At 69.0% G+C, this 13851-nt stretch carries 11 protein-coding genes and 3 pseudogenes; 5 read left to right on the forward strand and 9 right to left on the reverse strand.

Translation table 11 applies throughout. The features are described 5' to 3' along the window. Nucleotides 1-245: 245 nt before the first annotated feature. Nucleotides 246-1283 (forward strand): calcium-binding protein, encoded by a 1038-nt coding sequence (locus tag ACTWQJ_RS10755; protein WP_443306407.1) that lies wholly within the window; start codon nucleotides 246-248, stop codon nucleotides 1281-1283. Between the two features lie 147 nt (nucleotides 1284-1430). On the opposite strand, the pseudogene ACTWQJ_RS10760 reads toward ACTWQJ_RS10755, so the two are convergent. Continuing rightward, nucleotides 1431-1661, reverse strand: a pseudogene (locus tag ACTWQJ_RS10760) (transposase); the annotation flags it as partial. Nucleotides 1662-1955: 294 nt separating this feature from the next. Between ACTWQJ_RS10760 and ACTWQJ_RS10765 the strand changes: the two are divergent. Continuing rightward, a complete protein-coding gene (locus ACTWQJ_RS10765; protein WP_443306408.1) occupies nucleotides 1956-3044 on the forward strand; it encodes a hypothetical protein in 1089 nt (362 codons plus the stop codon). Nucleotide 3045: 1 nt separating this feature from the next. Here the strand turns inward: ACTWQJ_RS10765 and ACTWQJ_RS10770 are convergent, their stop codons facing one another. Then, nucleotides 3046-3171 (reverse strand): hypothetical protein, encoded by a 126-nt coding sequence (locus ACTWQJ_RS10770; protein WP_443306418.1) that lies wholly within the window; start codon nucleotides 3169-3171, stop codon nucleotides 3046-3048. Between the two features lie 369 nt (nucleotides 3172-3540). Next, the gene (locus ACTWQJ_RS10775; protein WP_443306416.1) at nucleotides 3541-4011 is read right to left on the reverse strand and encodes an ATP-binding protein; all 471 of its coding nucleotides are present in this window, start codon (nucleotides 4009-4011) and stop codon (nucleotides 3541-3543) included. Between ACTWQJ_RS10775 and ACTWQJ_RS10780 the strand changes: the two are divergent. Both ACTWQJ_RS10780 and ACTWQJ_RS10785 read left to right on the forward strand, forming a co-directional pair. Then, nucleotides 4002-4636, forward strand: a pseudogene (locus ACTWQJ_RS10780) (DUF5753 domain-containing protein); the annotation flags it as partial. The gene ACTWQJ_RS10775 and the pseudogene ACTWQJ_RS10780 overlap by 10 nt on opposite strands. Next, the gene (locus tag ACTWQJ_RS10785) at nucleotides 4633-4788 is read left to right on the forward strand and encodes a DUF397 domain-containing protein (protein ID WP_443306409.1); all 156 of its coding nucleotides are present in this window, start codon (nucleotides 4633-4635) and stop codon (nucleotides 4786-4788) included. The pseudogene ACTWQJ_RS10780 and the gene ACTWQJ_RS10785, both read left to right, overlap by 4 nt. 45 nt (nucleotides 4789-4833) lie before the next feature. On the opposite strand, the gene ACTWQJ_RS10790 is transcribed toward ACTWQJ_RS10785, so the two are convergent. From ACTWQJ_RS10790 to ACTWQJ_RS10815, 6 genes are all read right to left on the reverse strand, one after another. After that, nucleotides 4834-5193, reverse strand: coding sequence for a hypothetical protein (locus ACTWQJ_RS10790; protein WP_443306410.1), 360 nt, complete (start codon nucleotides 5191-5193; stop codon nucleotides 4834-4836). 84 nt (nucleotides 5194-5277) lie between these two features. Continuing rightward, complete coding sequence (locus tag ACTWQJ_RS10795) at nucleotides 5278-6174, reverse strand: RNA polymerase sigma-70 factor (protein WP_443306411.1); 897 nt, start codon at nucleotides 6172-6174, stop codon at nucleotides 5278-5280. 266 nt (nucleotides 6175-6440) lie between these two features. After that, the gene (locus ACTWQJ_RS10800; RefSeq protein ID WP_443306417.1) at nucleotides 6441-7628 is read right to left on the reverse strand and encodes an NAD(P)/FAD-dependent oxidoreductase; all 1188 of its coding nucleotides are present in this window, start codon (nucleotides 7626-7628) and stop codon (nucleotides 6441-6443) included. 391 nt (nucleotides 7629-8019) lie between these two features. Beyond that, on the reverse strand, nucleotides 8020-8892 hold the full coding sequence (locus ACTWQJ_RS10805) for a carotenoid biosynthesis protein (protein ID WP_443306412.1): 873 nt from the start codon (nucleotides 8890-8892) through the stop codon (nucleotides 8020-8022). Nucleotides 8893-10137: 1245 nt separating this feature from the next. After that, nucleotides 10138-11655, reverse strand: a complete 1518-nt coding sequence (gene arfA / locus ACTWQJ_RS10810) for an arabinosylfuranosidase ArfA (RefSeq protein WP_443306413.1) — start codon at nucleotides 11653-11655, stop codon at nucleotides 10138-10140. A 103-nt stretch (nucleotides 11656-11758) separates the two neighbouring features. Beyond that, nucleotides 11759-12724 carry an arabinan endo-1,5-alpha-L-arabinosidase gene (locus ACTWQJ_RS10815; RefSeq protein ID WP_443306414.1) on the reverse strand — a complete coding sequence of 322 codons (966 nt, stop codon included), beginning with the start codon at nucleotides 12722-12724 and terminating at the stop codon, nucleotides 11759-11761. Nucleotides 12725-12930: 206 nt separating this feature from the next. On the opposite strand from ACTWQJ_RS10815, the pseudogene ACTWQJ_RS10820 reads away from it, so the two are divergent. Then, nucleotides 12931-13851: pseudogene (locus ACTWQJ_RS10820) on the forward strand (IS200/IS605 family accessory protein TnpB-related protein); the annotation flags it as partial.

Genomic DNA, 13851 nt, shown 5'->3' on the forward strand with positions numbered 1-13851 from the left:
GCTGACTTGCGGGTTTCTGCGGCTTGGGCGGTGTGGGTCCCGTGATGTTGTGGGCAGGTTCCCAGGCGCTTGCAGCGGATCGGTGCGCCCCTCGGCGGTCGCTGAATCGGGTGGCTCGAGCCGAGTTCCAGAGTGGCCCTGCCCTCCCCATGGCACCAACCCGGACAACGGCGTCCGACAACCGAAGGTCTCGCATGACTGTGCATCCCGTCCTCCTGCCACCGCGAAGCAGATTCCGCTGCCTAATGGCCCCCCGAAGGGTTCTCACCACCGGCTTCGTCACCGCGGCACTGCTCACGCTCGGGCTCCCCGCGGTCGCCGATGAGAGCCCGGTCAAGTCCACGTGCTTCGGCCGCCCGGCGACCATCACCGGAGCAGGCACCATCAACGGGACCCCGGGCGACGACGTCATCCTCGGCTCGGCGGGTGACGACGTGATCGACGGCCTCGGTGGCAACGACCGCATCTGCGGACTCTCGGGAGCGGACACCATTGCGGGGGGCCTCGGGGGCGACCGGATCGATGCCGGCCCCGGCGACGACGTGGTGCAGGGCGATGTGACCCGCGAGAGCGGCGACGTCAAGGGTGGAGGAAACGACCTGTTGATCCTCGGGGAAGGCGACGACCGTGCCAGCGGTGACAGCGTCGCCTTCGACGGCGATGCCTGGGGTGGCGGCAACGACCGGATCGAGGGCGGCCCAGGTGATGACGGTATCGCTGGAGACAGCACCTCCTTCACCGGCCACACCAAGGGCGCGGGCAACGACGTCATCCTCGGAGGCCCTGGCCTCCAGGACAATCTGAGGGGCGACGGCAACGCACTTCTCAGCGCCAGCGGAAGCGGCGACGACATCCTCGACCTCGGGCCGGACGGTGGCCTCTTCGCCATCGGCGACCACAACACCTTCTCGCCAGGCGCTACCGCCACCGGCGCCGGTGATGACCGCATCACCGGCGGAGCCGCGGGCGAACTTCTCATCGGCGACAGTGCAGCCGACAACGTCAGCGACGCGGGCAAGGACCTGATCAGGGGCCGTGGCGGGAATGACACGCTCTTCGGCGACAACACCGACGCCGACGGCACCAGGACCGTCGGCACCGTGGGCGGGAAGGACCGCCTCAAGGGCGGAACCGGGGACGACACGCTGCGGGCAGGGCCGGCCAACGACTTCCTCGACGGTGGGCCGCAAACCGACCTCTGCGACGGCGAAGCGGGCAACCACAACGTCGCCGTGCGGTGCGAGACGGTCATCCGCGCCGAACGCCAACCGTCACGCCACTGAACGACGCATCCACGCGGCCTTCTGGACCTCGCTGCGAGGCCGGCGGGCACACCCGGCCGTGACACGCAGCCGCACAGAGGGCGGGCGTCCCACAAGCTGAAGCCGCATGCATTTCGTCACCGCAGAGCGCGCATTTCGTCACCACCCTTCGATACGGCCGTGGTTGAGTGCGTCGTACAACGCGCCGTGCCCGCGGCGGTGTTCGGCCAGCAGCGTCAGATCCACCGGGGAGGTCACCGGCCCGTCCGCACACAGCAACGCGTCCGTGAGCTCGAAGAGCGCATCGCCCCGCATGGTCAGACAGGCATAGAAGATCTCCCGGAAGTGTGACGCCCAGGCGAAAGCGTCACGCCGGACGTCCGGTTGCAGCACACTCATGTCCACGGCCTTCGTACTGGTCCCGCGTGTTTCTTGATCCGGAACACAGGATCAGGCGAAGGCCGCTCTGACATGCGGCGATTACCTCTCCGGGCGAACGCGTACGAGACACGTTCGACAGCAGCGGGTTAAACGACAAGCTGAGGACGGGCTGAGGAAGCTGTGAAGGAGAGGCATGTCCCCCTGCATTGCCTTCTTGGGCGGGCTGGTTCACGGTGTTGGCCCGTGAGGAACGCCGAAGATGAGGGGGGGAAGGTCGTGCGAAGACGGAGCTTTCTGAGCGGATTAGGGGGCGTGCTCGGTGCGGGGGCGGTCGGGCTCGGGCTCGCCTCCACAAGCGGCGGTACGGCGAGTGCGGCGGACCTGGACGCCGCGGAGCCCCATGACTGGCAGGCGGTCACCGCGCCCGAGTGCACTCCCTCCGCCCAACTGATCGACGTGGTCGCCGCCGGTCCCGACCTCGCCTGGGCCGTGGGTGAGGAGGGGCGCAACGGCAGTACCCGAGGCACGCCACTGGCCCTCGCGTGGGACGGCGGGACATGGGCCCGCGTCGGCCTCGCCCACCTCGGCTTCGGCGGCTCCCTGCACTCCGTCGCCGGCACCTGCGCCCGCTCCGCCTGGGCGGTCGGCACCGACACCTCCGGTGCCGCGCACCTGCTCGCCTGGGACGGGCGCACCTGGCAGGAGGCCGACTTCCCGGGGCGGGGGCAGGCCGGGACTGTCCTCACCGGAGTCGCGGTGGACCCCGACGGGCAGGCCTGGTGCTCCGGCCGTAACAGCGACGGCTCGGTGCTGCTGCGCGGCGGGCGAGGCGGCTGGTGGTGGGTGGCGGCACCGCCGAGCGGGGCCGCGGCCACGCCCTCGGGCGTCCGGGTGACCCCCGACGGCAACGTCTGGGCCTACGGCACCGGAATCGTCGCCCGCTGGAACGGCACCGCGTGGACCGAGCTCCCCGCCTATCAGGGCATCCGCGCCACCGTCACCGGACTGCTCCCGGTCGCCGACGACGACATCTGGCTCACCGGCTACGACTACGGAGTCGGCGGCCCGCCCGGCAAACCTCCCGGCGTCACCCTCCTCCACGGGGACGGCAGCACCTGGCGGAGCGTCACCGCGCCCTTCACCGTCGGCATGCTCACCGGGATCGTGGGTGACGAGCGGGGACTGCCCGACCGTGTTTCCGGCTGGGATTTCTGGGACCAGAACCGGGCGCATCACCTGCGGTGGGACGGGGCGGCCTGGGTGAGTGAGCGCGGGGCCGCCTCGTCGGCTCCTGTGGTGATCAACTCCCTGGTGTCCGTGCCTGGTACAGGCGGCTATTGGGGAGTCGGTACGACGTCCTCCTCCCCCTATCCGCCCGCCCAGGTCCGGATCGAGCGCTGAACTACGCCAGCCGGATCACGTTCCAGGACAGCGGCTCCAGGACGGCGGTCAGCCGGCCGTCCTGGAGGGCTGTGCCCTCGACCGGGTGCGGGGTGACCCGCTCGGGGTCGTCGAGCGTATTGCTCAACTGCCTGCCGACGGATGGCGGATGGATGGCGCCGCCCGACCGGCCAGGCGGCTGCGCGGCCCCAGGAGGCCGCGTCCACTGACGCGGTGTACGGCGGTCGCCCACCGGTAGGGCGCCGTCAGCACGGCCAGGGCACCGCTGAGTCTGCTCGGCGGCCTTGCGCCGGTGGGCGCATTCATCGACGCGGGCCGCGGGAGGCGGGAGGGAAGGGGCTGATTGGCGGATGTGTGCCACCTGCCCGGACGAGCACCCCAGGAACGGAGGGCCGCAGGATGGCACACATCCGCCAATCACTGCGTGAGTCACCCAGTGACTCCCCGCGAGGCCAGAACCACCGAGCTCACACCGCGTTCGTCGCGGCTGGTCCGTTCAAGCGGGCCTATCGCAGCGGGAAAGAGGCGGCACGTCGATCTCGGCACGTACGGTCTTTCCTGGCGGTGGTTCGCGGTCCAGTACCTCCCAACGGGCGGCGAGCGCGGCGACGAGTGCGAGGCCGCGCCCGGATTCCTCGAGCGGCTCCGGCGTCCGTACGGCATCCGGATCCGGCGGACGTGGCTCCGTGCGAGTGTCGGTGACCTCGATGCGTACGCTTCCCGCGACCAGGGACAGCCGCAGTTCGAAGTCCCGCCCGGGAACGCGGCCGTGGATCACGGCGTTCGCAGCCAGTTCGGCGACGATCACGGCGATGGCGTCGGAGGCGTCACAGCCGTGCGGGATGCCCCAGGCGTGCAGCTGGTTCAGGGCCAGGTGCCGGGCGAGACGGGCGCCGCGCGGAGTGGCGCTGAGACGCTGGGTGAACGTACGTACGGTAACCGGCTGTTGGGGAGTGAGCGGAAGCAGTGCTCGGGAATACGGGGGCGTTGCAACGGGCGGCACAGCATCTGGCTCGGCAACCGGGGCTGGCGGCGTGGTTTCGGCGGTGGGCGCGGTTGGAGGCGACCGCGATCACGCTGTACACGTACGAATGCCGGTTGATTCCAGGGCTGTTGCAGACGGAGGCTTATGCCCGGACGCTGTTCACCAACCAGCTGCCGCCCCTCGACGACGAGCAGATCGAGGCGCAGTGGATCGCTCGGGCGGAGCGGCAACGGTTACTTCGAGAGCGACCCAACACCGCCTTCGGCTTCATCCTGGAGGAGGGGCCGTTCCTGCGGCGCACGGGTGGGGTGGGGTCACGCGCGAGCTGATCGACCATGTGCTGGAGATCGCGGAGTTGCGGAACGTCGAGATTCAGGTCATGCCGCAGGTGCAAGAGACCCATGCGGGGCTGCACGGCCCCATGCGGTTGCTGGAGACGCCGGAGAACAAGTGGTTCGCCTACTGCGAGGGGCAGGAAAGCGGCCAGCTCATCGCTGACCCAAAGGTGGTCAGCGTGCTCCAGATGCAATATGCCAGGATGCGCTCACAGGCTCTCGCCATCAAAGACTCCGTGAGCCTGTTGCAGCGGATGCGAGGAGCCTTATGAGCACCAATGAACTGATCTGGTTCAAGAGCAGCTACAGCAGCGGCTCCGGCGATGACTGCGTCGAGGTCGCCCCCTCCCCCACCACCATCCACATCCGGGACTCCAAGAACAAACAGGCCCCCACCTCACAGTCACCCCTGACGCTTGGATGAACTTCATCTCCCTTGCGACACACGCAACTTGACGAGACCTGAGCGTCAAACCAGCCAACAGCCGTCGCGCTGGCCGAGGCGGCGGTGGTCGCGGACGCGTTCGGCGCGGTCCAGGGAGACTCGGACAACAACGTGCAGGAGACGGTCCTGCGCGCCGAACAGGCAGTCGAGCTTGCCGGGCGCGCGGGCGACCCGGTGGCCGAGTCGGCCGCCCTCGACGCGCTCTCCGGCGCCCGGAGCTGGGCCGGCGACGCCCTCGCCATGGCCGCCGGAACCACCCTCGGCGTAGGAGAGCCGGCGGAAGCCCGCCGGTGGGGCAGGCAGCTCGCCGAACACCCGCTGCTGGCCGAGGTGGGCCACCACGCCACGTCCTGGCTCCTGGTCGCGGATGCGTTCGCCGGCCATGCGGACGACGTACTCACCGGCAGCGTGAGACGGCTCGACGCCTGCGCTACCGCGCACCTCGGTCGGCCGTGTCGCGGGAGACGGTCAGCGGGAGGTGAGCGGGGTCTCGGACTCGACGCGGGTGAGCTTTTCGGGGTTGCGGACGTAGTAGAGGCCGGTGACGCGGGCGTTCTCCACGCGGAAGGCCAGCACGCCGTCGATCACGCCGTCCACGCGCAGGATGAGTCCGGGGTTGCCGTTGACCGTCGTGGGCTCACTGGTGAAGGTGCCGCCGGCCTTTTCGACACTGCCGGCCATGTAACGGAGCACCTTGTCGGCGCCGACGACCGGCCGCAGGGCCGCCAGCTTGAAGCCGCCGCCGTCGCTGACGAAAACAACGTCCGGGGCGAGTACGTCGAGCAGCCCGTGCAGGTCCCCGGTTTCGAGCGCGGACTGGAACGAATTCAACGCTTCCCGGGTTTCTTCCGGGGAAACCGATGTGCGCGGCCGACGGGCGTCGACGTGTTGGCGGGCGCGGTAGGCCATCTGGCGGGTGGCGGCGGGGCTCTTGTCGATTGCGGCCGCGATGTCCTCGTAGCCGATGTCGAAGACCTCGCGCAGCACGAAGACGGCGCGTTCGGTCGGTGAGAGGGTTTCGAGGATGAACATGAGTGCCAGCGACAGGTTCTCGGACAGTTCGACGTCCTCGGCCACGTCCGGCGCGGTGAGCAGGGGCTCGGGCAGCCAGGGGCCGACGTAGGCCTCCTTGCGCCGTTTGAGGGTGCGTAGCCGGTTGAGTGCTTGGCGGGTCGTGATCCGTACCAGGTAGGCGCGCTGGTCCTGCACCTGCTCCAGGTCGACCTTGACCCACCGCAGCCAGGCCTCCTGGAGGACGTCCTCGGCGTCCGCCGCCGATCCGAGCATCTCGTAGGCGACGGTGAACAGCAGGTTGCGGTGGGCGACGAAGGCCTCGGTCGCGGGGTCGGTGACGTGGTCGTTCATGTCGTGCGCTTCACTCTCTCGTGGTTGGCCCCACAAGCCGGACGCAGGCCGTAAAGAACATGTACCCGGTCCGATGACGGGGTTGTCGGCAGCAGCCTCCCCACTGATCAGGCCACGTGGGATGGGCGGGCTGTGGGACTGGCGCCCCGGAGCCGGCCACGGCCTACGAGGCCGCGGCGTTGTGTGCTTGTCACTCCGGCTCGGTCCTTCTCGGGCCGGACCGGTCGGTCCGGCCGAAGGAGGGGTCTTGGCGGCTGGCCCGCGCGTCAGGTGTTGGACGGCGTCGTGGGGTGTTCCGGCTGAGGCGTTACCACGCGGTCGGTGCTGTCGCCGTGGGATCCGCGGGAACTGGCCTTGCGTGCCCCGGACACCAACTTGTTGAGGGTGAACACGCAGGCGATCTCCTTGACGCCGGCACCGGTCCGCCCGCTGATGCTGAGCGCGTTCACCTTGTCGTTCGGGTAGGAGAACTGGGTGACGCCCCCCTTCCGGCCGAGGCTGAGGCACTGCCCGGCGAAGAACATCCGGACGGGAGAGGCTTTCTTCCCCGCGATCCGGCGCAGGATCGTGGCGGCGGCCGCCGGGCCCAGCTGCGTGGCGGCCTGGCAGCTCAGCCGGAACGGGTGGTCCGGCATCACTCCCGCGTCCCCGGCGGCGATGATGCGCTCGTCGTCCACACTGGTCAGCGTCGTGTCGGTGACCAGACGGCCTTCGGCGTTGGTGCGCAGCCCGCTGCGGGCGGCCAGGTCCGGGATACGGAATCCCGCGGTCCAGATCGTCACCGCGCTGGGCAGCTCGCGGCCGTCGTCGAGCCGTACGCCGTCGCGTGTCACTTCCGCCACCTTCGTACCGGGTCCTTCGAGGACGGTCACACCCAGCTTGGCGAGCCGGCGGGCGACCGGGCGGCGGACTCGGGCGTGCAGGGAGGGGCCGAGCACCTTGCCGCAGACCAGGGTAACCTTGCGGCCCACCTCCGCCAGCTCGGCGGCGGTCTCCAGGCCGGTCGGGCCGGCCCCGACCACGGTCACCGGAGCCGACGCGGGCGTCGCATCCAGCGCCGACCGCAGTCGTTCCGCCCCCTCGAGGTCCGACACCCAATGAGCGAACTCCGCCGCTCCGGGGACGCCGGGATCGGCGGCGCCGCTGCCCACCGCGTAGACGAGGTAGTCGTAGGAGACCGTGCCACCGCCCGCCAGCGACACCCGACGCTCGGCAGCGTCGATCCGGGTCGCGGTGTCGACCACCAGCCGGACGTTCCCGCCCATGACCCTGTCGAAGCCCTCGACCGCGTCATCGGAGCCGGTCACGAGCTGGTGCAGGCGGATCCGCTCGACGAACTCGGGACGCGGATTGATCACGGTCACCGACACACCATCGCGCCGAGCCAGGCGATTGGCCGCTGTCACGCCCCCGTACCCGCCGCCGATCACGACTACCTCGACGTTCCCGTTCATCATGTCTCCTCGTGTTGTGGACTCGGCATGGAGACACCAGCTGTCCGTCCGGCGTAACAACCTGCGGATGAGACGTAGCACACATCAAATGCCGCGAAACGCCGCCCCTCCCTCCACGAATGGCGTAACGCGGCCCTGACGAGGTCGGGCAGGGGCCGGGGAGTCTCGCGGTAGCGGGCGAGTGGGGCCCAGCTCGCTGTATTCGGCCTGACACGGCTCGGTGGTGGCCGCGCGGGCGACATTCATGGAGCCGAGGGGCACGACGTGGCGCCAGCCCCGTTCCTTCGACCTGAGCACCGTCGCGGCGGGAAAGGGACTCACCGCATTCGCTGGAAAACACCGCGAACGGCCGCCGGAAAGCCGAGCGGCGGCCGTTCTGCGTCAGTCGGAATCAGCGTCGCAGGGCCAGGTCGTTGCGAGCCAGCTTGACCGCGGCAAGAAGCGCAGCGAACACCGTGCCGAACAGGTTGATCGTCATCAACGTCTCGTTGATCGCATCCCCGCTCCAGCTGACCGAGGCCCCGTCCTTGACCATGTCACCGGAGGCGCCGATGAAGTAGGGAACCGAGCTCAGTCCCAGCGCCCCGTAGAAGAGCACGTTCTGCGCCAACACTCCCCGCCCCTCGGTCCGCACCGACACCGAGGTCGACGCCGGCTGACGCTTCATCAAATACAATGCGAAGATCTGGAAGTAGAGATAGGTGACAAACCACCAGCCCAAATAGTTGGTGTAGGGCACCCCGAACACCCCGCCCCCATCTTCCCAGACCCAGACCCGCTTCACGGTGGCGGCGATCGAGTCGACGCCGAGGTCGAACATGGTCATCAGTGCCGCGGCCAGCATCGGCAGCGCCACCACCTCGACCCGGCCGGCGACCGACCCGGACGAGCCGCCCAGACGGCTGTCCGCCTCGTCGAGCAAGGTGTTGGCCACCTGCCAGCAGATGTAGCCCAGACCGAAGTAGATCGGTCCGATCTCGATGGGCACATGAATCAGCTGCGGATGGCCCGTGTAGTGGTATTGGCCGAAGGGGAACCCGGTGGAAACGCTGAGGTTCTCGAAGAAGTTGCTCACCACCAGGGTCACGATCAGAAAGAACAGCAGCGTCCGCCACCCGTATCTCCGCACCCCGTGGATCAGCGCGAACGGGACCGACAGCAGCAGCATCGGCACCGCGATGTGTGTCCCGGTCAGCGGTACGGTGAGGCCCACTACTGCGGCGGCGGCGGCCAGCAGCCAGAGGACGCGGTTCCATGGGTTCATTTTGTTTCTCCTGTAATGGTGGGTTCAGCTGCCTCCGCCCCCCGCAGCCCCAGGACCACCGCAACCGCCGCCGCGCACAGTGCCAGGGTGTGGTGGAAGCGCCCCCCGGAATGCGGCCAGTCGGTGGGGTCCGCGGGTTCAAGTGCGTCGGGGACGGCACGGCGGTACCCGGTGAACACTCGAGACGCCCAGGCGCTGGTGGACTGGCGGCCGTAGAGCCAGGTCATCCACAGCACCGGCAACTATGCTCACCAGTGAAAACCGGTCGCGCCGGCGCCTGGCGCTTTGAAGGTACGTACCGATATCGGCATCCCGGCTCTCGATGCGCTTCGCCGGAGCCGTCGCCCCGATGTTTGCCAGCGGCCCCGAAGCCCTCGACCGTGTCATCGGAACCGGTCGGAAGCTGGTGCAGACGGATCCGCTCGACGAACTCGGGACGCGGATCGACCACGGTCACCGGCACACCATCGCGCCGAGCCAGGCTGCCGGCCCGCCGTCACGCCCCGTCCCCGCCGCCAGCAACCACCGCGCTCGGCGTTCCCGCTCATCGTCTCTCCCCATGTCGTGGACTCGGCATCAAGACACCAGCCACCCCTCTGCCGTAACAGCCCGCGGATGAGACGTAGCGCACACCGGACACAACGGAACGCCGTCCCTTTCCTCGGGCGGCAGTTGGGCATGAGTGCTCAGACGGTCATCAGAGGCCACCGCCGACAGGCCGCAGGGCGGCCTGCTTGAGGCCACCGCCGTAGCCGGCGGAGCTGAACGAGCTGGATGAAGGCCGACGGCTCGCCCGGCACGCGAGCCTGCTCACGGATGCTCCGACACCGCAGCTCAACTCGCCTTCCGTCTACAGCTGTCGGCCTGCGCCCGGTCTCATGTCACTCGGAAAGGTTTGCCGACGTCGCGTCAGTGTGAGAAGCCGTTGTCGTACCGATCAAGGGACTTACTGATCGAACGGATGTCTCGATCGGGTGATCGCTGAGGGTCACGTGCGTCCGACCGAGCGGAGCGCGATCGCCGGTATCCGTCGGACATGACCCACGCGGAGTGGGCCGAGGTGCATGCGTTGTTGCCCGTGCCGGGATGGCTGGAGGGAAGGGGCGGGCAGCATCGATGGCGTCGACATCGGCGTCACGTTCGACCGGGAGCGCAATCGCTACGAGTTCTCCTGGGGTGAGCACGGTGGAGCCGCCGGAGGGTGAGATGTCCTCCGGCGGCTCCGTCGGCTTTGTCCGGTCCGGATCAGGCGAGCCGGATCACGTTCCAGGACAGCGGCTCCAGGACGGCGCTCAGTCGCCCGTCCTGGACGGTCGTGCCCTCGACCGCGTGCGGAGTGACCCGCTCGGGGTCGTCGAGGGTGTTGCGGGCGTCGGGGTCGGCGTCCGCGAGGGCGCTGTGCTCGACGACCCGAGTGAGGTCGAGGCCGTTCAGGGCGACCTCGAGCGGCAGCGGTTCGGTGCGGCTGCGGTTGACGGCGAAGACGGTGACCGTGCCGTCCTCGGCGCGTACGGCGGTGGCGTGCAGCAGGTCGGTCTCGCCGTACTTCGCCGTCTCGTACGTCGGTGAGTCGACGCGTACGTCCAGCACCTCGCCCCGGCCGTATCGCGACGCCTGCGCGAACGGGAAGAACGTCGTCTGCCGCCAGGCCGGGCCGCCCGGCTCCGTCATGATCGGGGCAATCACGTTGACGAGCTGCGCGAGGCAGGCGACCGTGACGCGGTCCGCGTGGCGGAGGAGGGCGATGAGGAGGGAGCCGAAGACGACGGCGTCCATGACGCTGTAGTTGTCCTCCAGGAGGCGCGGGGCCTCCGGCCAGTCGGCCGGGGCGATGCCCTCGGCGTGCTGCTGCCAGCCGGACATGTACCAGACGTTCCACTCGTCGAAGGAGAGGTTGATCTTCTTCTTCGACTTCAGCCGCGCGCCCACGTGGTCGCAGGTCGCGACGACGTTCTCGATGAAGGACTCCATGTCGACGGCGGAGGCGAGGAAGGAGTCGATGTCGCCGTCGACGGGCTCGTAGTAGGCGTGCAGGGAGATGTAGTCGACGAGGTCGTACGTCTCCTTGAGGACCGTCGCCTCCCACTCGGCGAAGGTGGGCATGCCCTGGCCGGAGCTGCCGCAGGCGACGAGTTCCACGTTCGGGTCGATCTGGCGCATCGCGCGGGCCGTTTCCGCTGCGATGCGGCCGTATTCCTCGGCGGTCTTGTGGCCGGTCTGCCAGGGGCCGTCCATCTCGTTGCCGAGGCACCAGAGTTTGATACCGAAGGGGTCCTTGTCGCCGTGGGAGGCACGGAGGTCGGACAGGGCGGTGCCCTCGGAGTGGTTGGCGTACTCCTGGAGTTCGAGGGCCTCGGCGACGCCTCGGGTGCCGAGGTTGACGGCCATCATGGGCTCGGCCTGGGGGCCGACCTTGCGGAGGAAGTCGATGTACTCGGAGAGGCCGAAGCGGTTGGACTCCGTCGAGTGCCAGGCCAGGTCGAGGCGGCGGGGGCGCTCCGCTGCCGGGCCGACAGAGTCCTCCCACTTGTAGCCCGATACGAAGTTGCCGCCGGGGTAGCGGATGGCGGTGACGCCGAGTTCGCGGACGAGGTCGAGGACGTCTGTGCGGAGGCCGTTGGCGTCGGCTGTGGGGTGGTCGGGTTCGAAGATGCCGGTGTAGACGCAGCGGCCGAGGTGTTCGACGAAGGAGCCGAAGAGGCGGGGGTTGACCTTGCCGGTGGTGAAGGCGGGGTCGAGCGTGAAGCGGGCGGTCTTGCTCATGGGGTCCCTTCGAGGGTGGTTCTGGTTTGTTGCCGGGTGCAGGTTTGTTTGTGGCTGGTCGCGCCCACGCGGCGGAGCCGCAAATTGATACAGCCCCGCGCCCCTAAAGGGCGACCGGCCAGCCGTTCTTCTTCCAGCTCAGGGTGTTCAGCCCCAGCTTTGGCGTGCCTTCGTCGTCCGCGTCGTAGTAGTGGTATGCCAAGACATCCCGGCCCCTGTCCTTGAATACCGACTGGCCGCCTGTGCCGATGAAGCGGCCGTGGCCCTCCAGGAGGAGGTCGCCGCCGCCCTGCAGCATGGGTTTGCCCGTGCTGTCGACGTAGGGGCCGGTGATCGAGGTGGAGCGGCCAACCTTGATCTTGTAGGTGGAGTTCACGCCGGAGCAGCAGGCGTCATAAGAGGCGAAGAGGTAGTAGAAGCGGCCGTGCTTGACGATGTACGGGCCTTCGACGGCGTACGGCGCGTCCGGGCGGGTTGCCAGGTGGTGGACCGTGGCGTCCGGTACCGCCTTGCCCGTGCTCTCGTCCAGCTCGACCATGCGGATGCCCGTCCAGTACGAGCCGAACGACATCCACAGCTTGCCGTCCGCCTTGATCAGGGCAGGGTCGATGGCGTTCCAGGAGTCGGTGCGTTCGGAGGTGAAGACCTTGCCGTGATCCGTCCACGTGCCCGGCAGACCCGAGCTGGACGTCGCGACGCCGATCGCGGAGTGGTTGCTGCCCCAGGAGGAGACGGCGTAATACAGCCAGTAGCGGCCGTCGCGGTAGGAGATGTCCGGCGCCCACGGGTCGCCCGTGTCGTTGTACTCGTACCACCAGCTCGGCGGTTCGGCGAAGGCGTTGCCCGAGTCCTCCCAGTGGATGCGGTCCTTGGAGAGGCGGGCGCCGATCACGCCGCCGGTCGAATAGGCGACGTAGCTGCCGGACTTGAGGCGGATGACGGTCGGGTCGTGGATGATCTGCTGGCCGGTGATGGGCTGGGGGTCGGGGTAGGTCACGGCCTCTGCCGTGCTCGGCAGCAGGGCGATGAGCGCCGCGGACAGCAGCGTCACGAGTCTGAAGCGCTTCAACTCACGCTCTCCTCAAGGGGGTTGTGAACAGGTGGCGATCAACGGCACTTGAGCGCGTGCTGGCACGCGTTAGTGAGCCTCCGGGCGGTGGCAGGTGCGCTCCCTTGGAGCGGAACGAGAGTTCTTGCATCGAATGCGTGACCTTCGCCGGGTGTGGTCGTTGGGTGTGGTGACGGATTTCTTCAACGCTGGCCGGGGGTTAAGGAGTGGGTGGGCTGCGGGAGGTGGCGGCGCCGTTCGTGGTGCCCGGCCTCTCGGGGGTCGTGATCCGTACCCGGCTCAAGCACCTGAGCGCCGCGGATGAGAAGGTGCTCCGCCTGGTCGGCGACCACCTCGGTTCGCTCGCCTCCCGTGACCTGAGGGCGCGGTGCGCGGCCGGGCTGGAGCACGACAGTGAGCAGTGGGCCGAGCGCAAGCGCACTCTCACGCAGGAGTCCTCCTCCCGCTGGGCAGGCAGCATCACGAAGGCCACCCACGACCAGTGGGCGCTCGCCCGGCGCGGCCAGCTCGCGCACATCCAGAGCCTGGAAGCCGGGATCGAGACGATCGAGCACCGCCTGTCCCTCCCGGTGGGAGCGAAGGGCACCAAGCAGGTGCCGGGCGGCTACCGCAGCAGGCAGGAGTGGTTCGCCAAGTCCCGCCGCCTGCGCCTGCTCGAAGACCGGCTTCATATGGCCCGGGGGGATCGTGAGGCCGGCGTCGTGCACGTGGTGCGCGGCGGCAAACGGCTGCTGAACACGCGCCACCACCTGCAGGCAGCGCAGCTCACCGAGGCCGAGTGGCGCGCCCGGTGGGCGGCCGGGCGCCGGTTCCTTGCCGCGGACGGCGAGTCCGGGAAGCGGTTCGGCAACGAGACCATCCGCGTCACTCCCGACGGCGAGGTCTCGATCAAGCTCCCCGCGCCGCTGGCGCACCTGGCGAACGCTGCGCACGGCCGGTACGTGCTGGCGGCGAAGGTGTCGTTCGCGCACTGGGGTGAGCAGTGGGCCGACCGCGTGGCAGCCAACCGTGCCGTGGCCTACCGCATCCACGAAGACGTAGGCCGCGGGCGCTGGTACCTGACCGCGTCCTGGACGATCCCCCCGGTCCGGACCGTCCCCCTGGCGGCGGCCCGCGCGGGCGGCCTG

It is taken from the genome of Streptomyces sp. KR55 (assembly GCF_052245645.1).
GTDB lineage: Bacteria > Actinomycetota > Actinomycetes > Streptomycetales > Streptomycetaceae > Streptomyces > Streptomyces flavusporus.